The organism is Pararhizobium qamdonense (assembly GCF_029277445.1).
Taxonomy (GTDB): domain Bacteria; phylum Pseudomonadota; class Alphaproteobacteria; order Rhizobiales; family Rhizobiaceae; genus Pararhizobium; species Pararhizobium qamdonense.
This window is the reverse complement of sequence record NZ_CP119566.1, coordinates 1,810,178-1,835,479: the sequence shown is the minus strand read 5'-3', so window position 1 is coordinate 1,835,479 and position 25,302 is coordinate 1,810,178. Positions and strand designations below refer to the sequence as shown.

The window sequence follows — 25,302 nt, the reverse complement described above, 5'->3', positions numbered from 1 at the left end:
GAGTAACTATCCCCTCACGGCGCAGACGCGCCGTGGCTGGATTCCTGTGACAGACACAGGAATGACGGAGAGTTTTCACAGGCCGTCATTCACACTGATTTTAAGCGAAGAGCGGCACCCCTTACAACCTCTTCCGGATCGGCTCGAATTCCGGTCCAGCCTTGCGCTTGACCGGATCTGGCTTGCCCTCGTCGATCGCCTCCCAGTACTTCCAGTTGACCTTCTGCGAGCCCAGCTCGTAGTCCATGCCGTCCCAGCTGTCCTCCCGAAAGCTGTAGAAGGCCCAGTGCAGTTTGCTGTTATCGAGCGACGTCAGCACATCTTCGAGATAGGTCTTGCAGCCGTCCCAGCGGCGCATGCAGCCGAATTCTCCGGCGACCATGCGGTTGCGCGGGATGCCATGGCTGTCGGCCCAATCGACCGGCTGTTGAAGATAGGCGGCGACGCGGTCCCGGTTCCAGGTTTCCTCCGTCTCTGCGAACGGGACCTTGCCGGGATAGGCATAGGGCTTGTCGCGCTTCATGTTCGGCGCGCTGGTGGCGGCATAGGGCTCATACATATGGAAGCTGTAGAGCACCTTGCCGTCGGCAAGCGCTCCCGGCCAATAGCTGAAAGCGTCGGCTGCGGCATACCAGCCGGCATCCGCCATGACGGGCGTTACCGGATCGGCTTCGCGGATAGCCTTGATGACGGTGTCGTAGAAGGCCGGCAGGTCGCGTGCGGTACCGGCCTGTTTGCCGTACCAGGCCTTCATAGCTTCACGGCTGCCGTGCTCGGCAACGCCATTGTTCTTTTCCGGAGCCGGTTCGTTGATGATGTTGTAGGCCGCGACAGCCGGGTGATCCTTCAGGGCTGCGGCCAGATCCGTCCAGAAGGCGGCAGATTGCGCCCAGAACGCCTTGTCCTGCCAGAGGCGGCCGTCGAATCGATCGCCGTTATTCTGTGCCCAGCGCATGCCCGGCAGCGACAGCGGCGTAATCACCACCTTCAGCCCCGCCTTGTCAGCCCGGTCGAGCGCCGCCTTCAGCACGGCGAGATCGCCCGCCGGAATGCCCTCATATTTGTCGGCATCGCCGATCAGGAAATCGCGTTTTTCCGGTTTCCACTTGTCGTAGGACAACCGCACCCAGCTGGCGCCATAGCCTTTCAGAGCTTCGAAATAGGCCTCGTCCGGTGGCAGCCGGTTGAAGCTGTTGCCGCCATGCTGCGGCTCGTCCCAGAAATGCATCAGATCGGCCGCAGAGGCGGACGTGGCAAGGAGAAGCGAGGCGAGGACGGAGGGCAGCAGGCGCATTCAAAATATCCCGGTTGTGATGACCGGGATATTCGCAGGCACTGTGGCGGAATTGGGAAACAGGCGGCGTTATCCGCCGGAAACACCCGCCGGGCACATCATGCCCGCCAGTGGATATCACCCTTCAGGCCGGCATGGACGTCCTCAGCCATCGGCACGACCAGGACCCGGTTGGGATCGACCGGCCCCGGAAATGTCAGCGCGCCATAGGCGACCTTTTCGAAACCAAGCGGCTGGTAATAGGGCGGATCGCCGACGAGGATGACGCAGTGCGAGCCCTTGCGCCGGGCCGCCTCGACCGCAATGCGCACCAGCTCGCGGCCGATGCCGCGGTTCTTGTGCGACGGACGAACGGCGAGCGGTCCGAGCAGATGCCCCTTGACCGATCCCGCCATGACCGGCGTCATCCGCACGGAGGCGATCGTTTCGCCATCGTCGGCGCAGACGAAGGATAGCGCCAGATCGTGCGGCCCCTGCTCGCGGATGCGGGCGGCTGCACGCGCAAACCGGCCGGGGCCGAAAGCTTCTTCATTGATGATTTCGATGGCTGCGTCGTGGGAAGCGTCTTCGGTGAGATAGACGAGATCGTGCTTTTTCATGAACATCGGAAAACCGGGCCTACGAGACAAAAATATGATGGCGTCGCCCTCAAGGGCGTTTGCAGCATCAGCGTCGTCGTGGGCTTCCCGGGAAAAACATCAGCTTTGATCCGTGTTCAGAAAAATTCTGCTTGGCCGGATAGCAGAAAAATGCGCCGCGTCAAAGCCTAAAACGCACTGTTCAGCTTTTGCGGACTATATGCGCCGGCCGGTTGTACTATCTATGGATCATGAATTCACGAAAAGGCGGCGCTCTGGCCGCAGGAGATCGATAATGGGCATGCTGGTTGACGGCGTCTGGCAGGACGTCTGGTACGACACGAAGGAAACCAAGGGACATTTCAAGCGGGCGGCCTCGCAGTTCCGCAACTGGATTACCGCCGACGGCGCGGCCGGTCCGACCGGCGAAGCCGGCTTCAAGGCGGAGGCCGGGCGCTACCATCTCTACGTCTCGCTCGCCTGTCCCTGGGCGCACCGCACGCTGATTTTCCGCAAGTTGAAGAAGCTGGAAGACCTGATCACCGTCTCCATCGTCGATCCGCTGATGCTGTCAAAGGGCTGGGAATTCAAGAATGAGATCGGCGGCACCGTCGATCATCTGTTTGGCGCGCAAGCGCTCTGGCAGGTCTATGTGAAGGCCGATCCGCATTATTCCGGCCGTGTCACCGTGCCCGTTCTCTGGGACAAAAAAGAAAACAGGATGGTGTCCAACGAATCCTCGGAAATCATCCGCATGTTCAATTCGGCCTTCGACGGATTGACGGGATCGAACGACGATTTCTATCCGCAGGACCTGCGCGCCGATATCGACGGGTTGAACGAGCGCATCTACGATGCGGTCAACAACGGTGTCTACAAGGCAGGTTTTGCCACCACGCAGGATGCCTATGCGGATAATGTCACGACGCTGTTCGAGGTTCTGGACGAACTGGAAGAGCGCCTGTCCACCCGCCGTTACCTGACCGGCGACCGGATCACCGAGGCCGACTGGCGGCTGTTTACAACACTGGTGCGCTTCGATCCGGTCTATGTCGGCCACTTTAAGTGCAACATCCGCCGCATTGCCGATTATCCCAGCCTGCAGGCCTATCTGCAGGATCTCTACCAGGTGCCGGGCGTCGCAGAGACGGTCGATATGCGCCATATCAAGGAGCATTATTACCGCAGCCACACGATGATCAATCCGACCGGGGTCGTGCCGTTAGGGCCGGTGCTCGATCTTGATGCGCCGCATGGCCGGGAAAAACTGGCCGCCTGATTACCAGAAGTCGGCTGGCGGCGTGCTCCCTGAAAGCTCCGCCAGCCGCCTGCGTGTCGCAGGGGTTGTTGCCTCGGGCAGGTCATCCAGCGCAAAGAAGCCGCTCTCGACGATTTCCATGTCCGGTTTCTTCGGCGAAACCTGGCGCACATTGCGGCAGCGATAGAACACCACATGGTCGCGATTGCTGGTCTGCCGGTTGAAATAGACATGGAAAAGTTCTGGCGGGCCGCTCATTTCAAGATTGCCCTCCTCGCGCAATTCCTTGACGAGTGCCTGCAGGGCCGTCTCGCGCCGCTCCAGCCCGCCGCCCGGCATATGCCAGCCCGGCACATAGGAATGCCGCACCAGAAACACCCGGCCTTCGGCATCGAAACAGGCAGCGCGAACCCCCATGGTCATGCCCCGCGCGAACGCGAAATAGCTGTGCACCACGCGGGTGATCAGCCTGGATTTCCAGCTGCGCATTTCCGGCGGCGCTTCGCTCATGCGGGTCCTGTCCCTTTCGTGATCGGCCAATCTGGATAAAACACCCGGAATGATTCCCTTTTTCAAGAATATGCTCTAGGTACCAGGGATGTTCAAACTCGCCCATATTTCCGATATCCATCTCGGCCCCCTGCCCGACCTTTCTTTCCGCGAACTTGCATCCAAACGCATTACCGGCTTCGTCAACTGGCACCGCAACCGCCGCAATCACTTGGTCGGCAATACGCTGAACCTGCTGATGGACGAAATCGAGCGGATCGATCCGGATCATCTGGCGATCACCGGCGATCTGGTCAACCTTGCCTCCTCGCGCGAGATAGAGGTGGTGACGGAATGGCTGCACGAGGCGGGCAAGCCGGAAAACATCTCGATCGTGCCCGGCAATCACGACGCCTATGTGCCGGGTGCCTACGAGAAAACGACGCGCGCCTGGTACCCCTATATGCGCGGCGAGCGCGGACCGGTGGAATGGAACGAGGATTTTCACTGCTTTCCCTATCTGAGGGTGCGCGGCCCCGTGGCGCTGATCGGCTGTTCGACAGCCGTCGCCACGCCGCCTTTTGCAGCCAGCGGCTATTTCGGCAGCCGCCAGGCGCGCGAGACGGTCAATCTCCTGCGTGCGGCAGGTGAAGCGGGTCTGTTCCGCGTCGTGATGATCCATCATCCGCCGATCCACGGCGCTACATCCATGCACAAGCGCATGCTCGGCATTCGCCGCTTCGCCGCAACGATCACAGCGGGTGGCGCCGAGCTCGTACTGCACGGGCATACCCATCTTAACACGGTCTATTCGCTCAAAGGCCAGGTCAAACCCGTGCCGGTCGTCGGCATCGCATCGGCCTCGCAGGGGCGCGGCGGCAAGAAACCGCCGGCGGGGTTCAACCTGTTTTCGGTCTCCGGCAGTCCGGGACAATGGAACGTCATCCGCGAACGCTTCGAACTGACGATGGACAGCCGCTCGGTGACGTTGGCAGAGACCACCCGGCTCTGATCGCGCACGCGTTACTCGCCACGCACCGAAAAAAGCCTATGCTTGCGAAATAATTGGTGCCGGTCATCCGTCCCATAGGGCTGACCGTAAGAAGGACGGTGCTGACATCGCAGATGTCATGCGCAATCCGGCTTGCCGGTATCAGTTTCAGCCAGGGAGATGACCATGATCCATAGCAAGACCGCCATGATTGCCTTGTTCTCAGCCGCCTCGTTCTTTGCGGTGAGTGAGACGGCCTTTGCCGCCGGCGAGGATACGACCGCGCCGCCGGAAAAGACCAAGACCACCACCGAATGCAAGGACGGCAAGGTCTGGGACAAGACTAGGAAGGAATGCGTCGATGCCAAGAAGAGCGGGCTTGACGACGACATCCTCTTCAAGGCCGCCCGCGAACTGGCTTATGACGGCCAGTACGAAAACTCCTTGACGGTCCTCGACGCCGTGAAAGACCAGAACAGCGCCCGCATTCTCAACTATCGCGGCTATTCCAACCGCAAGGCCGGACGTATGGAACTGGGCATGAGCTTTTACAAGCGTGCGCTGCAGGCGGATGAAAACTATATCCTGGCGCGCTCCTACATGGGCCAGGCGCTGCTCGAACAGGGCAAGGTCGAGGAAGCCAAGGCGCAGCTGATCGAAATTCGCGACCGCGGCGGCGAAAACAACTGGGCTTACCAGGCCCTGCTGCAATCGCTCGGCGGCGTACGCCAATATTGATCATACTAAGATCGGGCCGGGCTAACATATTGCCCGGCCTGACATTTGACGTTGAGAAACGTCGCCCGAGTGGCAAAATCTGCCCTTCCATTCCGCTCCCGGCTTGCAGACCAAGGGTCAAATGTTTCATATCAACCGGCGTGTATTTTGACCCGGACGAATAAAGTCTCGATCCGGAACGTTTTCTTTGGAAGAGCAATGCGTCCAGCGGCAGACTCGAACGAATTCAGACGGGACTTGGTCGGTGTGCTGCCCAAGTTGCGCCGTTTCGCGATGACACTGACGCGCAATGCAGCTGATGCCGATGACCTGGTTCAAGAGGTTTGCGAGCGTGCGATCACCCGCAATCATCTCTGGAACGGCGAAGGGCGGCTGGAAAGCTGGATATACGCAATGACACGCAATCTATGGATCGACGAGATCAGAAAGCGCCGGGTGCGCACCGGCGGCGGTACCGTCGATGCCGCAGAGCAGGACGAGCTTTCGATCGAGGCATCCGGCGAAAAGGCTGTTTACGCCAACCAGCTGCAAAAAATGATCCTCTCCATGCCGGAAGGCCTGGCGAGCGTTTTCCTTCTGGTCAACATCGAAGGCCACAGCTACCGGGAAGCTGCTGATATCCTCAAAATACCGATCGGAACGGTGATGAGCAGGCTGTCGACCGCGCGCCTGCGTCTTGCCGCGATGATTTCAGAGACGACGGAAAGGAGGGCCTGAACGTTGCAGAACACGAAAGGGCTCCCGCTCGATATTCGCCTGTCGGCCTATCTTGACGGCGAAGTCAGCGATGCGGAACGCAAGGAACTGGAACAGCTGATCGCGCGCGATGACGAGGCACGCCGGCTGTTGGAAATGCTGCAGGCCGGAAATGCTTTCGGCAACAAGGCGTTCGAGGAATTTCTTCACGATCCGGTACCGCTGTCGCTGGTGCGCCGGATCAAGCAGGGACCGGGCGTCAACCCAAAGACCGAACGCGTCGTGACCGCCACGCCGCGCCAGGCAAAACAGCGCCTGTGGCCGCGTGCCCTCGCCGCCTCCCTGGTTCTGCTTCTGGTCGGCGGCTCCACCGGTTTCATCATCGGCAAGACCAGCCAGGACAATGTCCCGCAGTTGGAAGTGGCGGCTGCCCGCACCTGGCTCGACGATATCGCCGATTATCACCGCGTCTATGCCCGGCAGACGGCGGAACATCTGGTCGAAGTTCCAGCATCCGCCGGAAACCGGATCGAAGGCTGGCTGGCGTCGAATGTCGGCGTGAGTTTTGCGCTGCCGGACCTGAGCAGCAAGGGCCTGACATTCCAGGGCGCCCGCCTGCTTGTCGCGGCCGGAAAGCCCGTGGCACAGCTGATGTACAAGGATCAGGACGGCGACGTGTTTGCGATCTGTTTCCTGAAAAGCACGCCGGGTACCACCGACGGCAAGCTGACCGAAAGCATGCGCGACGATATCGCGATGATTTCCTGGCAGAAGCGCGCCGCATCCTATGTCGTGGTCGGCCCATCGTCCGACCCATCGCTCCAGCAGCTTGCCGAGGCGATCTCAACCGAAATCTGAGGTCCTGGCTGACTTATTAAAAAGGGCCGCATCCTTCGAGGACGCGGCCCTTTTTGTTTGAATCAGTTCCTTTAAAGAATCTCGTAAGCGATTCTATTACCGGCCCTTTTGCTCCAGAACCCGGTTGGCGGCGGATACGATGGCTTCGAGGGAGGCTGCGACGATATTGGTGTTGATCCCGACGCCGAACAGCTTTCCGCCCGGATATTCCACCTCGACATAGGCGATAGCAGCCGCATTCGAGCCATGCTGCAGCGAATGTTCCGAATAGTCGGCAACCGACATATCGATGCCGAGATAGATCGACAGGGCATTGATGAAGCCGTCGATCGGGCCTGTCCCCTTGCCTTCGATCCGTTTGGTTTCGCCATTGTCGGTAATCTCGGCCGCAACGACGCGCACGCCCTTGTGCTCGCCCACCGGATAGGTGTGATGATCGACGAAGCGGATGCGCGCATCCGGCTGATCGACATAACGCTCGATGAAGCGGCCGTGGATAGCCTTTGAGGGCAGTTCCTTGCCGAACTCGTCGGTGATCCTCTGGATATCCTCGCGGAACTCCACCTGCAGGTTGCGCGGCAGGTTGATGCCGTAATCCTGCTGCAGGATATAGGCGATGCCGCCCTTGCCTGACTGCGAGTTGATGCGGATGATCGCCTCGTAGGAGCGGCCGACATCCTGCGGATCGATCGGCAGATAGGGCACTTCCCATTGCGGCTTGTTGGCAACCTTGATCGCCTTCATGCCCTTGTTGATGGCGTCCTGATGCGATCCGGAAAACGCCGTATAGACCAGTTCGCCGACATAAGGATGGCGCTCGGGAATGACCATCTGGTTGGAATATTCGTAGACGTCCTTGATCCGCTCGATATCGGAGCAATCCAGCTCCGGATCGATCCCTTGCGTGAACATGTTGAGCGCCAACGTCACCACATCGACATTGCCGGTCCGCTCGCCATTGCCAAACAGCGTGCCCTCGACACGGTCGGCGCCGGCCATCAGCGCCAACTCGGTCGCGGCGATGCCCGTGCCGCGGTCATTGTGCGGATGCAGCGAGATGATCAGGTTTTCGCGATTGTCGAGATTGCGGCACATCCACTCGATCTGGTCGGCATAGACATTCGGCGTCGCCATCTCGACCGTGGAAGGCAGGTTCAGGATCAGCTTGTTGTCGGCGGTCGGCTGGATGATCTCGGAGACTGCGTTGCAGATTTCCAGGGCCACGTCCAGCTCCGTGCCGGTGAAGCTCTCGGGCGAATATTCGAACCGGAAACCGCCACCGGCCTTGGCCGCCATGTCGGCAATCATCTTTGCAGCGTCGGTTGCGATCTGCTTGATGCCCTTGACGTCCTTGGCAAACACCACGCGGCGCTGCAATTCGCTGGTCGAATTGTAGAAATGCACGATCGGCTTGGTGGCGCCCTGCAGCGATTCAAACGTGCGGGTGATCAGCTCGGGACGGCACTGGACCAGGACCTGCAAGGAGACGTCGGCGGGAACATTGCCCTCTTCCACGCACCAGCGGGCAAAGTCGAAGTCCGTCTGCGATGCCGACGGAAAACCGATCTCGATTTCCTTAAAACCCATGTCGAGCAGCAGCTGGAACATCCGGGCCTTGCGGTCGTGGCCCATCGGATCGACCAGCGACTGGTTGCCGTCGCGCAAATCCACCGAGCACCAGATCGGCGCCTTGGTGATGGTTTTGCCCGGCCAGGTGCGGTCGGGAATATTGATCTGCGGATAGGGCTGATATTTGACCGCCGCTTCAGGCATGCCTTGCTTGACGGTGTGGGACTTCATGATCATTGCGGCTTCTCTTCATCTGTGAGGCGCATGGCCCGCATGCAATAACCGATCGACGGTCGCATTGCGACGGCAAAATGCTGGCTCTCGGGTTCTTTTCGTATCTGGAATTCAGGAAAGGCAAGGAGCTGGGGCCGGTGGGCTTTCGGCCACCGGGCGCTCCTTCAAAGAACCCGGCAACCGCGTGTAAGGCCGAGAAGAAGAAGCGAGGTCAAGGCGCGCGAACGCTCCGCAAAGGCGATCTGCCCGCGGGTTGCCTGTTCGACGATGATGGCGCCTGTCTTCAACATGAGGTTTGTATAGCTGCGCGTTGACGGGAGGGCAAGTGCGGGAAAGCTCAAATCCCTTCACATTGAAAAAGTAGCCACATGCAGCTACATTATCATCATGACCCAGATCCCGATCCGCGACGCCAAGAACAAGCTGACCGAACTCGCCCGCCGTGTCGAAGCAGGCGAAACCATCACCGTGACCCGCAACGGCAAGGCGGTGATGGACCTCGTGCCCTCAACGAAGAAGGGCGGGATCGATTGGGAAGCGGGCAAAGCCTATAAAAAGAAACTCGGCATAGACAGTTTCTTTGGCGAAATCCCGGCAGATTTCGATGACCCGTTGCCCGAAGACATTCTGATCACGCCTCTACCGCCTGTTCGCGGAGAATAAGCGTGGCTAGACTGCTGGACACGCACATCTTTCTGGCAATTATTGAAGACCGTGTCGCCGTACTTCCCGTGGCAATCCGCAGGATCCTTACCGATCCTGAGGAGCAATACTATCTCAGCGTTGCAAGCCTCTGGGAAATTGCCATCAAGAATCGTTTGGGCAAACTTCCGCTGCAAAATCGATTGGAAGAGTTGCCTGATATAGCGAGGCATTACAGCCTCACGCTCATTTCGATCCATGAGGATCATGTTCTGCCGAGCGTCAAGCCCGAGCCACCGACACGCGATCCGTTCGACAGGCTTCTGCTCGCCCAATGCCTGGTCGAAAACATGAAGCTCATCACCATCGACACGGCACTCATCGATCATCCCCTCTCCGCCACGGCGAGCCGGCCATAAAAAACCCCGCTGGCGGACCAGCGGGGTCGGGATGTGCCGGGGATTTGCAAATCCTCAGATATCGGCAGCCGATGTGACGATGCGCGATACGAGGCCGTACGCCTTGGCATCCTCGGCCGACAGCCAATAGTCACGGTCCGTGTCCTTGGCGATCTTTTCGACCGGCTGGCCGGTGGCTTCTGCGAAGATCCGGTTCAGGCGCTCGTTCATCTTGATGATTTCACGGGCCTGGATCTCGATGTCGGACGCCATGCCGCGCGTACCGCCGGAGGGTTGATGAAGCAGGAAGCGGGTGTTCGGCAGGCAAATGCGCCGTTCCTTGGGAGCTGACACATAGATCAGCGCGCCGGCGGAAGCGACCCAGCCGGTTCCGATCATCCAGACCTTCGGCTTGATGAACTTGATCATGTCATGGATCGAATCACCGGATTCGACATGTCCGCCAGGCGAGCTGACGAAGATGCGGATATCCTCATCACTGGCAGCGGAAAGCGCCACGAGCTGCGAGCAGACCTTCTGCGCCAATTCCTGATTGATCGGGCCGTAGATGAAAATCGAGCGCGACTTGAAAAGGTTCGCCTCGGTCTCCTTGCCCAAAGGCAATTCCTTTGCCTTGTCGTCGTCTTCTTCGTTCATCATGCGAACTCTCCCGCGAAATAAAATCAAATGTCCTGCCGCTGTCAGATAAGGCGACTCGACTGCGAAAACAATGCAACAAAAGCGGTTGCCGTTGAAAGCGCAATCGGCACCTGCCTGCAGCTATGGTAAAGATGAAGCGCTCTAAGGCAATTGCCGTATGGACAGCGCGCCATCCCCACATAAAATGCAGATGTCATGAATTCGCATCCGGCGGGTCTGCCTCCCACAGATCCCGCCCTCCAATGGGGACACCAATGAAAACACGCCTTCTTCTGACGGCCGCAAGCCTTGCCGCCTCGACCATGCCCGCCTTTGCCCATCTCGATCCCGCCGAACATGGATCGTTGCTGGCGGGCTTTACCCATCCGCTTTCGGGTCTCGACCATATTCTGGTCATGATCGCCGTTGGCCTTTGGGCAGCGCAGATCGGCGGACGCGCGCTGTGGGTCGTCCCCACAGCCTTTGTCGGCACGATGGCGTTTGGTTTTGCGCTGGCAATAGCCGGTGTGCACCTGCCCTTCGTCGAGCCCGCCATTCTCGCCTCCGTCGTCGCCCTTGGCCTGCTGGTCGCCATGGCCGTTCGCATGGAAACCGGAGCTTGCGCCGCCGTCGTCGGCATCTTCGCCCTGTTCCATGGCTACGCCCATGGCGGTGAACTGGGGGCCGCCGGCGCCCTGCCCTTCAGCGCCGGTTTCGTGGTTGCGACCGCGCTCCTGCATATCGCGGGCATCGGCCTTGGGCTCGGCATCGGCCGCCTGTCATCGGGCCGGATCATCTCGCGTATGATCGGCGGCCTCACCGCCTTTGCCGGACTGGCGCTGATCTTTGCTTGATCAATAAAAAACGGCGGATCAAAAATCCGCCGTTTGTCTTGTATCAGCCGCGTCCGCGATAGGGCTGCACGCCCTGATCCGGCAGCCACAGCCCCGCAGGCGGTGCGCCGGTCTGCCAGAAGACGTCGATCGGGATGCCGCCGCGCGGATACCAATAGGCGCCGATCCGCAGCCATTTCGGAGAAAGCAGATCGACCAGCCGCTTGGCGATATCGAGCGTGCAATCCTCGTGGAACGCACCGTGATTGCGGAACGAGTGCAGGTAGAGTTTCAGCGATTTCGATTCGACCAGCCAGCCATCCGGCACATAGTCGATGACGATATGGGCGAAATCCGGTTGGCCCGTCATCGGGCAGAGCGAGGTGAATTCCGGCGCCGTGAAGCGGACGACGAAATCAGTCCCGGCATGACTGGTCGGCACGCGCTCCAGCACGGCCTCTTCAGGGTTCTGCGGCGCGGTCACATTTTGCCCGAGCTGCGACAGACCCGAAACGTCTGTTATGGTCATGATCTCAATCCTTCGATGACTTTGACGCGAATGCCGTGGGCCTTTTCGCCCTCCGGCTCGACATGAATGGCAATCTTGGCGCCTGCGTGAACCTCGCGGATGGCATCTTCAAGACGGTCGCAGATATCATGCGCATCGCCAACCGGCATATCGGCGGGCACGACCATATGGAAATCGACAAAGATCGCCGCCCCCGCCTCGCGGGTCTTCAAGTCATGCACGCCGAGCGACCCCATCGCGTTGGCGGCAATCGCCTTCTTGATCGCCTCTTCCTCTTCGGCTGGAACCGCCCGGTCCATCAGCCCATCAACGGAGCGGGCAATCACCTTCCAGCCCTGATAGAGAATGTTGCAGGCAACAATGACGGCAAGCAGCGGGTCGAGCACGGCGTAGCCGGTAAGAATAGCGAGCACCAGACCGATGAGCACGCCGATGGAGGTGACGACATCCGACAGGATGTGATGTCCATCGGCCGTCAATGCGGGCGAGCGCAGGGACGCGCCGGCGCGGATCAGCGTATAGGCCCAGATCGCGTTGATGACCCCGGCCACAAGGTTGATCGCCAGGCCAAGCGCCGGTGTTTCCGGCAGGCGTGGCGCGAAAATGGCAGGCACGGCTTCGGCAACGATCAGGAGAGCCGCAACCACGATCAGGACGCCTTCAATGACCGCAGAGAAATATTCGGCCTTGTAATGGCCGAACGGATGATCGGCATCGGCAGGCTTGGCGGCATAGCCGATAACGGCGAATGCGACGATGGCGGCGACCACGTTGACGATCGATTCCAGACCGTCGGACAGCAACGCCACCGAGCCGGTCACCCACCAGGCGAGCATTTTCAGCCCCAGCACCAGAATGGCGAGCGGAATGCCCCAGAATGCCAGGCGCTGCGCCTTGTTTCCCTGAATTTCAGTGGCCATTGCCGATTCCGTTTCCCAATAAAAAGAACCGCCGCGCCTTGTCGGGCGCGGCGGTTGTCAACCCTGCGTCCATGCGCGGTCAGGCGGCCTTGATCTTTGCCCGCTTGGCCAGATGCGCCACCACGTTTTCGATCATCCGCATGCCGGCATCGCCGCCCAGCGTCATGATCGATTCCGGGTGGAACTGCACCGCTGCGATCGGTTCCTTTGTATGCTCGATGCCCATGATCGTGCCGTCGTCGCTCTCGGCCGTGATCATGAAATCGCGCGGCAAGGTCGAAGGATCGGCAAAGATCGAGTGGTAGCGGCCGACCGTCACTTCCTTGCCGAGACCGGAAAACACGATGCCGGGCTCAAGCACGCGGATGCGCGAGGGCTTGCCATGCATCGGCACTGCCAGCTGGCGCAGATCGCCGCCATAGGCTTCGGCCAGGGCCTGCAGCCCCAGGCACACGCCGAAGATCGGCAGATCATGGGCGCGCGCTTTCTTGATCGTCGCCTTGCAATCGAAATCCTTTGGTCTGCCCGGACCGGGCGAAAGGACGACGAGATCGGGCTTCACCCGGTCGAACACCTCGTCGGAAACCGGCGAACGCACCGTCGTCACCGTTGCGCCCGTCTGGCGGAAATAGTTGGCCAGCGTATGGACGAAACTGTCTTCGTGATCGACGAGCAGGATCTTGACGCCGGTGCCGACCGGCGCGACATCGCGGCCGGTACCACGGCTGTTGGCGGACTTTGCGTCGCGGATCGCTGCGATCATGGCGGAGGCCTTCAGTTCGGTTTCGGCTTCTTCTTCTTCCGGATTGCTGTCGTTGAGCAATGTGGCACCGGCGCGCACCTCGGCAATGCCGTCCTTGATGCGGATGGTGCGCAACGTCAAGCCGGTGTTCATGTCGCCATTGAAGCCGACCATGCCGATCGCGCCACCATACCAGAGCCGGGCGCTTTTTTCATGGCTTTCGATGAAGCGCATGGCCCATAGTTTCGGCGCACCGGTCACGGTGACGGCCCAGGCATGCGACAGGAAGCCGTCAAAGGCATCCATGTCGTCGCGCAGGCGTCCCTCAATGTGATCGACCGTGTGGATCAGCCGCGAATACATCTCGATCTGCCGCCGGCCGATGACCTTGACGGAACCGGGCACGCAGACGCGGCTCTTGTCGTTGCGGTCCACGTCCGAGCACATGGTCAGCTCGGATTCGTCCTTCTTGGAATTCAGGAGCTTCAGGATCTGTTCGCTATCGGCGATCGGATCGTCGCCGCGTTTGATCGTGCCGGAAATCGGGCAGGTCTCGATGCGGCGGCCGGAGACGCGCACGAACATTTCGGGCGACGCACCGACCAGATATTCCTGGTTGCCGAGATTGATGAAGAAGGAATAGGGCGATGGGTTGATCGCCTTCAGCCGGTTGGAAATCTCCGACGGCTTACTTTCGCAGCGCTCGTAAAATTTCTGGCCCGGAACCACCTCGAACAGATCGCCGCGGCGGAAGCTTTCCTTGGCCTTGGTGACCAATTCGGCATATTCGCCGGGACGGTGGTCGCCATGCGGCGGAATGCTGTCGACGGTCTGGAAGGGCTCGGGCGCGATATCGCCAGCCTTGCCGTCCGTCGTCTTTCCGTCCTTTTCAAAGTCATAGCGGTCGATCCAGGCCTTGGCGGCATAGTGATCGACGACCAGAATTTCATCCGGCAGGAACAGCACCATGTCGCGCTGGTCGTCTGGACGCTTCAGCTTCAGCTCGATCGCATCGAACTGGAAGGCGAGGTCGTAGCCGAAGGCACCGTAAAGGCCGAGATTGGCATCTTCCTGCGAGAAGAACAGGTTGGTAACGGCGCGAAGGACAGTGAACACCGTCGGCATCTTCGAGCGTTCTTCTTCGGTGAACACCCGGTCCGGCATGTTGATGGTCAGATCGAGACGCCGCGCCGTCGCCGTGCCAAGCGTGATATCGGCAACACCGGCCAGATGCGCTGCGACCATCTCCAGCAGCGCTTCGCCGCGCTCGTTATAGGCCTCGATCCACAGTGAGCGGCCGAAGGAGGAAATCGCAAGCGGCGGATCGATGATGGCCGTATCCCAGCGCGTGTAGCGGCCCGGATATTCATAGTTCGAGGAAAACACCGCACCCCGGCGCTCGTCGAGCCTGTCGACATAGCTGGAGATCGCTTCACCATAAGGGGCCTCGCGCCGCCGGCGGGTGACGGAAATGCCGCCCTTGGTGGTATAGGCTTCCGCACCGTCTGCAAGAATTGTCGTCGCCATCTGTCGCTCCGTTCAGGCCCGTCATTCCTGCGGCCCGAATACAAAAAAGCCGCCTCGAAACTTCCGGGCGGCTTATCGTCTCAATCACGCATGACTGGTCAAGGCCGCTTTAGCGAGCCCACCACCAGATTGCAATGTTGCGTGACTGTGTCATGGCGGAATTGTTAGCGTGAGAGAGAGAATTGTGCAAGCGGGCGCCGGCGGAAAAATGGAGATGCAATTTCCGCCGTACCCTTCGGGCGATGTCAGGCCGGCAGCCGGGTGGACATGTGTGCCTGTACGCCCTTCGGGTCGGCGGCGAAGGCGGCTGCGACAGTGCGGGTCAGTTCGCCGGGGAAAACCTCCTCGACACCGGCCTCGACGGCATCGAGCGTTTCGCTGACGACATCCAGCGGCTGCAGGCGCGGCTCCGGCAGGCTGCGGCCCATGTCGGTCTCGACCTGCACCGGCATGGTGACGACGACCTGCGTGCCCTGCGCAAGCAGTTCCGCCCGGATGGAACGGCTGGCAGCAAGACCCGCCGCCTTCGAGGCCGAATAGGTTCCGGCCGACGGCAGCGTCACCAGCGACAGGAAAGACAGGACATTGACGATGCTGCTTTCAGAAACCTTGGCAAGAACAGGCGCGAACGCCTTCGACAGTGACAGCACGCCGAAATAGTTGACGTCCATTTCCTGGCGGGCGATCGACAGATCCGGCGCGGAAATGACCCCCTGCCCGCCGGCAAAACCGGCATTGTTGATCAGCAGCGTCACATCATTCGCCACCGTGGCCGCCTCCGCGACATCGGCCGCGTCGGTCACATCCAGCTTCAGGGGCACGAGGCGCGTGGGATCGAGCGCGACAAGACCGGCCAGCGACGCGGGATCGCGGGCGCCGAGATAGATTTTACGGGCGCCGCGGCGCAACAGCTCGGCCACGAATTCCCGGCCAATCCCGCGATTGGCGCCGGTGACGAGAGCAACGGCATTTTCGATTGTCTGCGACATGATGATTTCCTGGTTGAAGTGCATATGCACTATTTTGAGTGTTGAAAAAGCTGGGGAATGATCCGGCTCAGACTGCGGACAAACCCTACGATAATCGCGAGAGCGACACCTCATCCTCCCTCATCCCCGCCCCTGTGGCGGGGATCCAGTGACCCGACGTCCGTCGGGTCAAAAGATTCTCTTAACTCAATGACTTGATCTGACTGGATCCCCACCACAAGGGCGGGGATGAGGGGAGTTTGGCAACCGGTTCAGTTCCCCAGCGACCTGCAGGATTGTTAGAAAATACTTTTATCAGCAGGTAAGGCGGTCGAGCTCGACTTTGGTCGATCATATCAGGCCGCCTTGCCGGTTGGGATGGCAAGAAGCATGTCGCGAAGGGTGTCGGCACGCTCGGCGCCGACAAGCTCCACATATTCGGCCTGCGCCGCTTTCCAGCATTCGACGCCTTCCGACAGTTTATGCTGGCCACTGGCCGACAGCGTCAAAAGCAGCTTGCGCGATCCCTTGCCTTCCGGCTCGCTCACTACGTAACCGTCGCGCTCCAGCGGCTTCAGCGCCCGCACCAATGTCGTGCGGTCCATGACCATCGCCTCGGCAATTTCAGCCATCCCGGCCTTTCCCGCTTCGGCGATAGCGACCAGCAATGAAAACTGCGCCGCCGTGATCCCTGCCCGCGCATAATGCCGCTCGTAAAGCTGCGACACGAAGCGGGCAGCCTGGCGGATGGCAAAGCAGTTGCAGGTGGTGATGGACGATTGCGTTGTCATAGGTTGGATATAAATGTGCATATGCACTTTGTCAACTGGGATTTGGCACGAAAAAGGGAGCGGCCTTGATTGGCCGCTCCCGGAACACACGCTTTGATGAGCACCTAAAGGTTAGAAGCGCTGCGTCAGCGACACCTTGAAGGTCCGGCCCGGCTCGGAATAATAAGCCTTACCCGGCGATGACGCTGTAAACGTAACGTCACGCACGCTGATCGCGTCGTAATATTCCTTGTCGAAGAGATTGTAGACACCGGCGCGCACCGTCAGGCCTTCAGTCACTTCCGGCTTCCACCAGCCGGTGAGATCAACCAGACCATAACCGGGCACGTTGCCGAAGGTCGAATCCGACTTGCTGGAACTTCCTTTGGCTGCGATGAAAGCAACATCTGCTCCCCATGTTTCGGCAGCATAGCCAGCCCCCAAGACACCCTTCAGCGGTGCGACGGACGCGAGCCGATTGTTTTCGATCGACGGATCCAAGTTTTTGCCATTGGCGTAGGTCAGCGAGCCATTGACATGAAAGCCGCTGTCGAATTGCTTGTGAGCCGAAAGCTCGATGCCGTAGATGCGCACGCGATCAAGATTGACAGCCTGCGTCACGCCGAAGGGATAGGTGGGATCGAAACCGGCAGTGGCAGTATCGATGAAGTTGCGATAGCGATTGTGGAACGCGGTGATGCGGCCACCGAAATCCTCGTCGCCCAGATTAGCACCGACTTCAAAACCATTGCTGGTTTCCGGCTTCAGGTCAGGATTGCCAAGCCGCAGATAGGTGCCGGGTGCGCCATAGTCGAGATAAAGTTCGTTGGCTGTCGGCGAGCGGAAGGCCATTGCCCATTGGGCAAACAGCTCGACATTCGGCGCTGCCTGATATTTTGCCAGCAACTTCGGCGAAAAAGCGTCGTTGCTCTGGCCGGGCGGCATGCCGTTGAAGTTGGGATTGGCTGTATAGGCAGCCGTTTCCTGCGGCGACTGATCGTACCAGTCATAGCGCAGACCAGGCGTCAGCGAGAAACCGCTATCCCCAAAACCGAGTTCATCTTCCACATAGATGCCGAATTTCTTGGTATCGACATCAGGCATATCCGCCTGGTTGGTGTGCAGAAAATTGCAGGGGTCAAAGGGAGAGTATGGCCCACCCGAGCAACTGTCGTCACCGGAGGAATATTGCGATGTCTTGCCGATGGCAAAATCGCCGCCGAGACGGACCGTGTGGGACAGCCGTCCGGTGTCAAATTTCTTTTCCAGATACCCAGCACCGCCAACGGAGCGATTTTCGACTTCGCTGTTGCGCCAGTAGTCACCGATTACCGATGTGTAACGATATCCCGACTTGCCGCTTTCGCGTGTCAAATCCTGCCAGTAGATGACCGCATTGGCAGCATCAAACCAGGCGTTGTCGTCGACGGCTTCGAATTCATAGTTCAATGAAATACGATCACGTTTGACCGCCTCATCGCCATCCCAATTACCAGGACGGAAGTTGCCAAGTGGCGTCTGCTCCAAGCGCAGGTCGATATCCTTGTCACGGTCGAAACGCTCGCCGGTGAAAGTGAAGGTATGGCCGGTATCAGTATATTGCTTGAGCTTCACCAATACGTTGTTCTGGTCGAAATCAGCCGGATTGGGTTCCGTACGGCCTGGACCGTAGATGCCTGATTTACCGGAATTGTCCTGCTCGTGGCCGCGCTTATAGCCCCCCTGAAACAGAACCGCCGTATTGTTGTAACGTGCAGCGGCAGCCGCAGACGTTCCCCAGCTCTCGTCCTCGCTGTCATAGGTGAACTTGAAGATACCGCCCCAGGTCTTGCCCTCGCCGATCAGGTCCTCCGGCTGCAACGTGCGAAGAACAACGGCGCCTCCCAGAGCACCATCGCCGGCGCGGCTCGAATCCGCACCTCGAACGACATCGGCGGCCGAAAGGGCATCGAAATCGAAACTGTCGATGCCACCATCGGCATCGCGGGCCCCGTCGTCGAGATACGGGATCACAATACCGTCGATCGTTGTCTGCACCCGAGCTCCGTCGAGACCGCGAATGTTGACGCTGCCATTGGAACGATTGAAGCCGACACCCGGCTGTAAGGTGCGGCCAAGATCGTTGAACGAGGAGACCTGCTCGTCCTGAATTTCCTCAGCCGTCGTCTCCGTTGCAAGGGGTGTATCCGCCACACCCTTGACCGCGTCTCCCTTCACCGTCAGCTTTTTCAGCTTTGTACCAGCCTCCTCCGCATCCGCTGCCGTCGTCGTAGCGGCGGCGTCCTGCGCAAACGAAACATGGGGAAGAAGGGTGACGGAAGAAAACGCCGCGCATGCCAAAAGCGCCGCGCAGTGATGCCGGGTAATCATGGATCAATCCTTTGATGATTTTACCGGGCTGGCTGCTGAGGCGATCTGCTCAAGGGGCTGGCTGGGCAACGAAGCATTCTGGGAGCAGCCGCAAAGAACTGCCTGTCAGCATCGGTTAGAAAACATGACACTCATTGTCAACAAATAATTGTCTCAGTTTTGTCAGATTTCCCCTCTCTGCGCAGGATGTGTTTCGATTTGGCAACGATCCGGCATCCTGCAGCAAGGATGCAACCCTTTCCTGCCCGAATGCGTTGTGAATTCGAACCCCTGCCGCCCCCGGCAGAACCGGAGACTGTTTCATGACTCTTCGATTGCTTGCCCCCTTGCTTTCCCTCCTCCTCCTGGCGGGTGCCGGCCTTCCTGAAAACGGACCCCTACCGGAAAAAAAGCCCGCCGCAGTTGAACCGGACCAGGGAACGACGGTCGCAACGCCCCAGGAAAAGCCAGACGTCAAACCGGAGGACGCAAAGCCTGAGGTCAAACCGGAGGCGGTCAAGCCAGAGGTCAAGCCAGAAGAAGGAAAGCCAGAAGAAGGAAAGCCAGAAGGCGTAACGCCCGACATCAAACCAGACGAAAAGCCGCAGACGAAGGAAGACGGAAAGGCGCCAGCAAGCGAGGCAAAGCCTGAAAACCCGGTGGACGCAAAGCCTGCGGCTGATCAGAAGCCGCCGGAACCGGTGCTGACGATCAAGCCCGAGGACGGGAAGGACTATGCCGCTTGTCTGGTAGACCTGAAGGCGATCGGCGCTGTGTTCAAGGAAGTGCCGCGGATCGATGACGGCAGAGGGTGCGGCATCGACAAGCCATTGACGTTATCGACCGTCCTGCCCGGCATCACGCTGAAGCCAGAAGGCACAATGCGATGCGAGACGGCGCTGGAACTGGCACGCTGGACCAAGGATGCGGTTCTGCCGGCAGCCAAGGTTGCGCTTGAAAGCGAGGGGGAACTCACCACGATCAACCAGGCATCGAGCTATATCTGCCGCCTGCGCAACAACGCCAAGACCGGCAAAATTTCCGAGCATGCGCGCGGCAACGCCATCGACATCGCCTCCTTCACCTTCAAGAACGGCAAGTCGATCGAAATCCAGCCGCGCGACGAGGATTCGACTTTGGCCGGAGCCTTTCAGCGCGCGGTGACGGCAACGGGCTGCCTCTATTTCGAAACCGTGCTCGATCCCGGCAGCGATGAGGCCCATGAAAACCATCTGCATTTCGACGTGATCGAGCGCAAGGGCGGGTACAGGTATTGCCGCTAGCGGCTTAGACTAGCCGTGGCCGCAGAAAACGAGTGATGCATCTTGCCCAAGGCCTGGCGACGTCCCACTTGCTGAGGACATCCGGGCCACCCACGGCCTCCGTTCAAAGGATTTTCAATGTCCGTCTCCATGTTCAAACTCTCGGTCCCCGTCTTCATCCGCGGCCTCAACATCCTCGCCGGCCTGCTCGACAAGGCCGAATCGCACGCGGCCAAGCAGAAAATTCCGCTGGACGACCTGTTCAACGCGCGGCTTGCGCCGGATATGCTGCCATTGTCAGCCCAGATCCAGCGCGTCAGCGACACGTCGAAAAACACCATCGGCCGCCTCACCGGCGTCGCAGCACCCGGCTTTCCGGATGACGAGAAGAATTTTTCCGAACTGCGCGAACGCATCGCCAAGACGATCGCCTATCTGGAGACTGTCAAACCGTCCGATCTGGAGGGTAGCGACACCAGGGATGTTGCGGTCACCTTCGGCAAGCTCAGCTTCACCTTTGCCGGCGATGACTACGTCTTGAAATTCGCCCTGCCTAACTTCTTCTTCCATGTCACAACGGCGCACGACATCCTGCGCAACCAGGGCGTCGCCGTTGGCAAGATCGATTATCTCGGCCCCTATGGCTGAGCGCCGCGTTACACCCGGAGGAACCGGCATTCGCCGGCCCTCCGGGTGTCTCGCTAGTGCTAAAAGAGCCCCTCGATAAACCCATCCGCGTTGAGGAAGATTTTCTCCGACGACGGCACCCGTGGCAGGCCCGGCATGGTCATGATCTCGCCGGTGATGACAACGATGAAGCCAGCCCCGGCCGATAGCCGCACCTCGCGGATCGGAACGGTGTGGCCAGTCGGCGCGCCGCGCAGGTTCGGGTCGGTCGAGAACGAATACTGGGTCTTGGCCATGCAGACCGGCAGATGGCCGTAACCCTGCTCCTCCCAGGTCCGCAATTGATCGCGCACCGACTTGTCAGCGATGACGGCGTCGGCGTGATAGATATCCTTGGCGATCGTCTCGATCTTCTTGAACAGCGGCATCTCGTCGGGATAAAGCGGCGAGAACTGCGAGCGGCCGCTTTCAGCCAGTGCCACCACCTTGCGGGCCAGTTCCTCGATCCCGGCCGACCCCTCCGCCCAATGCCGGCATAAGATCGCTTCCGCGCCAAGCGTGGCGACATAGTCCTTGATTGCCTTGATCTCGGCTTCCGTATCCAGCGTGAAATGGTTGATCGCCACAACGACGGGCACGCCGAACTTCTTGACGTTTTGAATATGGCGGCCGAGATTGGAGCAGCCCTTGCGGACGGCATCGACATTCTCCTGGGCAAGATCCTCCTTCTTGACGCCGCCATTCATCTTCATCGCCCTGGCGGTGGCGACGATCACAGCCGCATCCGGCTTCAGCCCTGCCTTGCGGCACTTGATGTCGAAGAATTTTTCCGCGCCGAGATCGGCCCCGAAACCGGCTTCGGTCACGACATAATCGGCCAGCTTCAGCGCCGTCGTCGTCGCCACCACCGAATTGCAGCCATGGGCAATATTGGCAAACGGGCCGCCATGCACGAAGGCAGGGTTGTTTTCCAGCGTCTGGACGATATTCGGCTGCATCGCATCCTTGAGCAAAACGGTCATCGCCCCATCCGCCTTGATGTCGCGGGCAAAGACCGGCGTCTTGTCGCGGCGGTAGGCGATGATGATATCGCCGAGGCGCTTTTCAAGATCCTTGAGATCGGTGGCCAGACACAGGATCGCCATCACTTCGGATGCAACGGTGATATCGAACCCGGTTTCGCGCGGAAAACCATTGGCCACACCGCCGAGCGAGCCGACAATATGGCGAAGGCCGCGGTCGTTCATGTCCATCACCCGGCGCCAGGCGACACGGCGGATGTCGATATTCTGCTCGTTGCCCCAGTAGATATGATTGTCGATCAGCGCCGACAACAGATTGTGCGCGGACGTGATCGCATGAAAATCGCCGGTGAAATGCAGGTTGATGTCCTCCATCGGCACCACCTGCGCATAACCGCCGCCGGCTGCCCCGCCCTTGACGCCGAAACAGGGGCCAAGCGACGCCTCACGGATGCAGACGACCGCCTTCTTGCCGATGCGGTTGAGGCCATCACCAAGGCCGACCGTGGTGGTCGTCTTGCCTTCACCGGCCGGCGTCGGATTGATCGCAGTCACCAGGATCAGCCGCCCGTCAGGCCGGCCCTTCTGCTGCGCGATGAAGTCGGCGCTGATCTTGGCCTTGTCATGGCCGTAGGGAAGCAGATGTTCGGGTGGAATTCCAAGCTTGGCACCGACCTCCAGGATCGGCTTTTTCGTCGCTGCGCGGGCAATTTCGATATCGGATTTCACGTCGGCCATATGGTGTCTCTCCCGTTCCACCTTTTTCTTGGTCTGAGAGCATATGAGCGCGAAGCGGCGGCGCTTTCCATCATTTTGTTCAGAAGTGAAGCGGGAAAACGCAGAAAATCGGTGATTTTCTCGAAAAATCAGACAAAAAGACGGAGGAACGTGGTCCCTCCGTCTCCAAGATGCTGTCTGGACTTAGCGGGCGAGGATGTCGCGCATTTCGACAAGGTTCGAGCGCACCCTGAGAACGTAAAAGCCGAGCGTTGCCAGATGCGTCGGCATGATCCAGCCGTCTTCCTGGCCATTGGAAATGATAAGCGGCTGAATGCGCAGGGCAGCGCGCATCTGCTTGATGCTCTCGTTCCAGATCGGCGCCAGACCGCGCTGGTTGATGACGCCGTCAAAATCGGCACCGGTGGCCGTCAGGATGCCGTAATAGCCGTAGAGCTGGCCATAGGCGAACCAGAAGCGGTCATCCGCACGCGTATCGAACCAGCCGCCATTATAATTCTCGGAACGCTCGCGCAACATGGCAGACGTGCTGCCGATCGAGCTCGACACGCGGTCCATGAATTCCAGGAAATTGTCGGCGCGGGCGTCGAAGGTGGCAGCACAGGTGGCCAGCTGGTCGTTGAAGCTGCGAAGATCTGCCAATGCGGCACGATATTGCGTCGGCGTCGGCGTCAGGAAGCCGAAGGGCGACAGGCCGAAATACCAGTTGGTTTCCTCATACTGCATCTTGCTGCGCACGCTCTGCAGCTGCGGATTGATGCCGGAGGTTCCGCGCATGCGCACCAGCGAATCGACGAGTTCGACCGTCGTGCGGCGCACTGCCTCGTTGACGCCCCGCTGGAACGACGCCTTGTTGTCGAGCCATGGCGTGCGATCCCAGTCCATCCCGAAAAGCCCGGCCTTAAACAGCACCATCGATGAGACCCAGGCGTTCTGATTGACATTGTAATCGATCAGATCGGCGGTGACATCGACGATCGCCGAACGCTCGCAGGCATTGGCCGGCGCCGTCTGGCCGGCCGCCACCTTGACAGGAAGACCCGCATCATTCTTGCGCTCGGCAAGATTATAGCGGTTCGGGTAATCCGGATCGAAATTGGTCCAGACCTGCGTCTGCCAGATGAAATAGCCGTAGAGGGCGATCAACAGAAGCAGGCCAAGGCCGATCGGCCCCTTGATGATCCAGGCCCGCCCGCCATACCAGTTAGCCAGCGTGACGAAGGGAAACAGTATCCAGGACACCACCAGGCCAATGCCCCGGCCGATCGCTGCAAACAGACGCTGAAAAAACGCGACGATCGGATCAAGCATTCGTATTATCCTCCTTGAGGCCATAAAGGCGTTTGCGGAACGCCAGCTTGTCCCTGAGATATGTGCTGGTCAGCGTTGCCACAACATATTCCCTGAACTTTTCGCTGTATTGTTCATAGGCTGCATAAAACCCCTGCTTGTCAAAGACGAAGCGGGAGACGAAATCGCTGGGGCAAAGCTGCGCGATCAGCCGGTTTGTCAGCCACTGATCGGGATGATCGGGGGCGGCGCGCACCAGGAGAAAGCGGTTTTCCGGCCCAACGTCCTGCATCTTGATGCTGCCCGATGCCGCAATCGTGCGGATCATCGTCTGCAGGAACGGATAGACGCCATCCGCAGAGACCAGCGCGGAATTGCGGTGTATCCAGGTCTGCAGCCAGATCGCATCGATCGCGTTGAGATCCGTCGTCGGGTCCGCCTGATTGACCAGGGCTCGCAACGCCATGTCGGCACGGTGCTGATAAAGGCCCGAATCCTGCACCCAGGACGCCTGCGGCAATTGCAACCGGTTGGTCGAGGCCAGGAACTCGTAGATGCGCTGATGGTCGGACAGGCTGATATAACCGACCTGCCACGGTCTAGAGCGCCGGAAACCCGGCACCGAGGGATCGCAGATTACCGTCGTGGTCTTTTCGTCCAGAAACACATAGACGCCACCGAAATGATTGGCCCAGAAGGCATCGTGGCGAAAGACCAGCTTGTCCGGCACCAGCGCATTTTCGCGGATATCGCCGGTGACCTTTGCCAGATCGACCATCCGGTTCAACAGTGCATCATCAGCCCAGGCCGCCGGCACCGTCTTCAACCGGTCGACAAGCGAGCGCAGTTCGGCAGCCTTGCCAAGCATGTCCTCGGCCGACAAAACACGAAACCGCACCTCGTTGATCGAGAGCAGATCATCGATATCGTTGACGACAGAGACGGAATCCTCGATCTCGCCGTAAAGCGCATCCTTGATCGTCACCGCATTGATTGCCCGCCTGTTGGCACCGAAGAATTCGTGCATCAGGGCGGCGGTGTTGGAAAAGCTGGTATGAACAACCGGCAGCTCTTCCTGATCCGGCGTCATGATGATGAAGCGGCGGTTGACACGGTTGGGATCGAGATAATCGCGATCGCCCAGTTCATCTGCGATTTCAGGCGAAAACCCCGTCATGTCGATCTGAAAGGACGCAAGCGCCGTCGGGCGCAGGCCGAACCCCTGCAGCGCCTTGTTGTAGCGCGCAATCAGATGCGGCTCGGAAATATCGAGCAGGCGGCCATAGATCAGTTCGGCTTCGAGGAGGCGTTTCATGCGGTTTGGCTGGGCCTTAGAGGAGT

At 59.6% G+C, this 25,302-nt stretch carries 25 protein-coding genes; 10 read left to right on the top strand and 15 right to left on the bottom strand.

The window, feature by feature from the left end; genetic code table 11:
- Positions 1 to 121 precede the first annotated feature (121 nt).
- Both PYR65_RS08875 and PYR65_RS08870 read right to left on the bottom strand, forming a co-directional pair.
- The gene (locus PYR65_RS08875; protein ID WP_276120707.1) at positions 122 to 1,294 is read right to left on the bottom strand and encodes a glycoside hydrolase family 5 protein; all 1,173 of its coding nucleotides are present in this window, start codon (positions 1,292 to 1,294) and stop codon (positions 122 to 124) included.
- A gap of 98 nt (positions 1,295 to 1,392) precedes the next feature.
- Positions 1,393 to 1,893, bottom strand: coding sequence for a GNAT family N-acetyltransferase (locus PYR65_RS08870; RefSeq protein ID WP_276120706.1), 501 nt, complete (start codon positions 1,891 to 1,893; stop codon positions 1,393 to 1,395).
- Between the two features lie 274 nt (positions 1,894 to 2,167).
- Between PYR65_RS08870 and PYR65_RS08865 the strand changes: the two genes are divergently transcribed.
- On the top strand, positions 2,168 to 3,151 hold the full coding sequence (locus PYR65_RS08865; protein ID WP_276120705.1) for a glutathione S-transferase family protein: 984 nt from the start codon (positions 2,168 to 2,170) through the stop codon (positions 3,149 to 3,151).
- Here the strand turns inward: PYR65_RS08865 and PYR65_RS08860 are convergent, their stop codons facing one another.
- Positions 3,152 to 3,640: an NUDIX domain-containing protein gene (locus PYR65_RS08860; RefSeq protein ID WP_276120704.1), complete on the bottom strand. Its 489-nt coding sequence runs from the start codon at positions 3,638 to 3,640 to the stop codon at positions 3,152 to 3,154.
- 88 nt (positions 3,641 to 3,728) lie between these two features.
- Here PYR65_RS08860 and PYR65_RS08855 point away from each other — a divergent pair, with 88 nt between their 5' ends.
- The 4 genes from PYR65_RS08855 to PYR65_RS08840 all read left to right on the top strand — a co-directional run bounded on the left by PYR65_RS08855 (position 3,729) and on the right by PYR65_RS08840 (position 6,902).
- Complete coding sequence (locus PYR65_RS08855; protein ID WP_276120703.1) at positions 3,729 to 4,631, top strand: metallophosphoesterase family protein; 903 nt, start codon at positions 3,729 to 3,731, stop codon at positions 4,629 to 4,631.
- Between the two features lie 165 nt (positions 4,632 to 4,796).
- Complete coding sequence (locus tag PYR65_RS08850; protein WP_407951287.1) at positions 4,797 to 5,348, top strand: tetratricopeptide repeat protein; 552 nt, start codon at positions 4,797 to 4,799, stop codon at positions 5,346 to 5,348.
- Between the two features lie 198 nt (positions 5,349 to 5,546).
- Positions 5,547 to 6,065 (top strand): RNA polymerase sigma factor, encoded by a 519-nt coding sequence (locus tag PYR65_RS08845; protein WP_060638908.1) that lies wholly within the window; start codon positions 5,547 to 5,549, stop codon positions 6,063 to 6,065.
- A 3-nt stretch (positions 6,066 to 6,068) separates the two neighbouring features.
- Positions 6,069 to 6,902, top strand: a complete 834-nt coding sequence (locus tag PYR65_RS08840; protein WP_276120702.1) for an anti-sigma factor family protein — start codon at positions 6,069 to 6,071, stop codon at positions 6,900 to 6,902.
- Positions 6,903 to 6,998: 96 nt separating this feature from the next.
- Here PYR65_RS08840 and leuA read toward each other — a convergent pair whose 3' ends face one another.
- Together leuA and PYR65_RS08830 are read right to left on the bottom strand one after the other, a co-directional pair.
- The gene (gene leuA, locus PYR65_RS08835; RefSeq protein ID WP_276120701.1) at positions 6,999 to 8,708 is read right to left on the bottom strand and encodes a 2-isopropylmalate synthase; all 1,710 of its coding nucleotides are present in this window, start codon (positions 8,706 to 8,708) and stop codon (positions 6,999 to 7,001) included.
- A 161-nt stretch (positions 8,709 to 8,869) separates the two neighbouring features.
- Positions 8,870 to 8,995: a hypothetical protein gene (locus PYR65_RS08830; RefSeq protein WP_276120700.1), complete on the bottom strand. Its 126-nt coding sequence runs from the start codon at positions 8,993 to 8,995 to the stop codon at positions 8,870 to 8,872.
- Between the two features lie 97 nt (positions 8,996 to 9,092).
- On the opposite strand from PYR65_RS08830, the gene PYR65_RS08825 reads away from it, so the two are divergent.
- Both PYR65_RS08825 and PYR65_RS08820 read left to right on the top strand, forming a co-directional pair.
- Positions 9,093 to 9,368, top strand: coding sequence for a type II toxin-antitoxin system Phd/YefM family antitoxin (locus PYR65_RS08825; RefSeq protein ID WP_276120699.1), 276 nt, complete (start codon positions 9,093 to 9,095; stop codon positions 9,366 to 9,368).
- 2 nt (positions 9,369 to 9,370) lie between these two features.
- Positions 9,371 to 9,766, top strand: a complete 396-nt coding sequence (locus tag PYR65_RS08820; RefSeq protein ID WP_276120698.1) for a type II toxin-antitoxin system VapC family toxin — start codon at positions 9,371 to 9,373, stop codon at positions 9,764 to 9,766.
- 54 nt (positions 9,767 to 9,820) lie between these two features.
- Here PYR65_RS08820 and PYR65_RS08815 read toward each other — a convergent pair whose 3' ends face one another.
- A complete protein-coding gene (locus PYR65_RS08815) occupies positions 9,821 to 10,402 on the bottom strand; it encodes an ATP-dependent Clp protease proteolytic subunit (RefSeq protein ID WP_060637084.1) in 582 nt (193 codons plus the stop codon).
- Positions 10,403 to 10,659: 257 nt separating this feature from the next.
- On the opposite strand from PYR65_RS08815, the gene PYR65_RS08810 reads away from it, so the two are divergent.
- Positions 10,660 to 11,238, top strand: a complete 579-nt coding sequence (locus PYR65_RS08810) for a HupE/UreJ family protein (RefSeq protein ID WP_276120697.1) — start codon at positions 10,660 to 10,662, stop codon at positions 11,236 to 11,238.
- A gap of 43 nt (positions 11,239 to 11,281) precedes the next feature.
- Here PYR65_RS08810 and queF read toward each other — a convergent pair whose 3' ends face one another.
- The 6 genes from queF to PYR65_RS08780 form a co-directional block, all read right to left on the bottom strand.
- Positions 11,282 to 11,746, bottom strand: a complete 465-nt coding sequence (gene queF, locus PYR65_RS08805; protein WP_060637058.1) for a preQ(1) synthase — start codon at positions 11,744 to 11,746, stop codon at positions 11,282 to 11,284.
- The gene (locus tag PYR65_RS08800) at positions 11,743 to 12,666 is read right to left on the bottom strand and encodes a cation diffusion facilitator family transporter (protein WP_060637057.1); all 924 of its coding nucleotides are present in this window, start codon (positions 12,664 to 12,666) and stop codon (positions 11,743 to 11,745) included. The genes queF and PYR65_RS08800 overlap by 4 nt, the downstream gene beginning before the upstream one ends.
- A gap of 79 nt (positions 12,667 to 12,745) precedes the next feature.
- Positions 12,746 to 14,935: an anthranilate synthase gene (locus PYR65_RS08795; RefSeq protein ID WP_276120696.1), complete on the bottom strand. Its 2,190-nt coding sequence runs from the start codon at positions 14,933 to 14,935 to the stop codon at positions 12,746 to 12,748.
- Positions 14,936 to 15,180: 245 nt separating this feature from the next.
- On the bottom strand, positions 15,181 to 15,924 hold the full coding sequence (locus PYR65_RS08790) for an SDR family NAD(P)-dependent oxidoreductase (protein ID WP_276120695.1): 744 nt from the start codon (positions 15,922 to 15,924) through the stop codon (positions 15,181 to 15,183).
- Between the two features lie 335 nt (positions 15,925 to 16,259).
- Entirely contained in the window at positions 16,260 to 16,694 is a 435-nt protein-coding gene (locus PYR65_RS08785) for a MarR family winged helix-turn-helix transcriptional regulator (RefSeq protein ID WP_276120694.1), read from the bottom strand.
- Positions 16,695 to 16,805: 111 nt separating this feature from the next.
- Entirely contained in the window at positions 16,806 to 19,043 is a 2,238-nt protein-coding gene (locus PYR65_RS08780) for a TonB-dependent hemoglobin/transferrin/lactoferrin family receptor (protein WP_276120693.1), read from the bottom strand.
- A gap of 302 nt (positions 19,044 to 19,345) precedes the next feature.
- Here PYR65_RS08780 and PYR65_RS08775 point away from each other — a divergent pair, with 302 nt between their 5' ends.
- Entirely contained in the window at positions 19,346 to 20,305 is a 960-nt protein-coding gene (locus tag PYR65_RS08775; protein WP_276120692.1) for an extensin-like domain-containing protein, read from the top strand.
- 117 nt (positions 20,306 to 20,422) lie between these two features.
- Complete coding sequence (locus PYR65_RS08770; RefSeq protein WP_060637051.1) at positions 20,423 to 20,932, top strand: DUF1993 domain-containing protein; 510 nt, start codon at positions 20,423 to 20,425, stop codon at positions 20,930 to 20,932.
- Between the two features lie 59 nt (positions 20,933 to 20,991).
- On the opposite strand, the gene PYR65_RS08765 is transcribed toward PYR65_RS08770, so the two are convergent.
- The 3 genes from PYR65_RS08765 to PYR65_RS08755 all read right to left on the bottom strand — a co-directional run bounded on the left by PYR65_RS08765 (position 20,992) and on the right by PYR65_RS08755 (position 25,276).
- Positions 20,992 to 22,671: a formate--tetrahydrofolate ligase gene (locus PYR65_RS08765; RefSeq protein WP_276120691.1), complete on the bottom strand. Its 1,680-nt coding sequence runs from the start codon at positions 22,669 to 22,671 to the stop codon at positions 20,992 to 20,994.
- A 183-nt stretch (positions 22,672 to 22,854) separates the two neighbouring features.
- A complete protein-coding gene (locus PYR65_RS08760) occupies positions 22,855 to 23,982 on the bottom strand; it encodes a DUF2333 family protein (protein ID WP_276120690.1) in 1,128 nt (375 codons plus the stop codon).
- The gene (locus PYR65_RS08755) at positions 23,975 to 25,276 is read right to left on the bottom strand and encodes a DUF6638 family protein (protein WP_276120689.1); all 1,302 of its coding nucleotides are present in this window, start codon (positions 25,274 to 25,276) and stop codon (positions 23,975 to 23,977) included. The genes PYR65_RS08760 and PYR65_RS08755 overlap by 8 nt, the downstream gene beginning before the upstream one ends.
- Between the last annotated feature and the right edge of the window lie 26 nt (positions 25,277 to 25,302).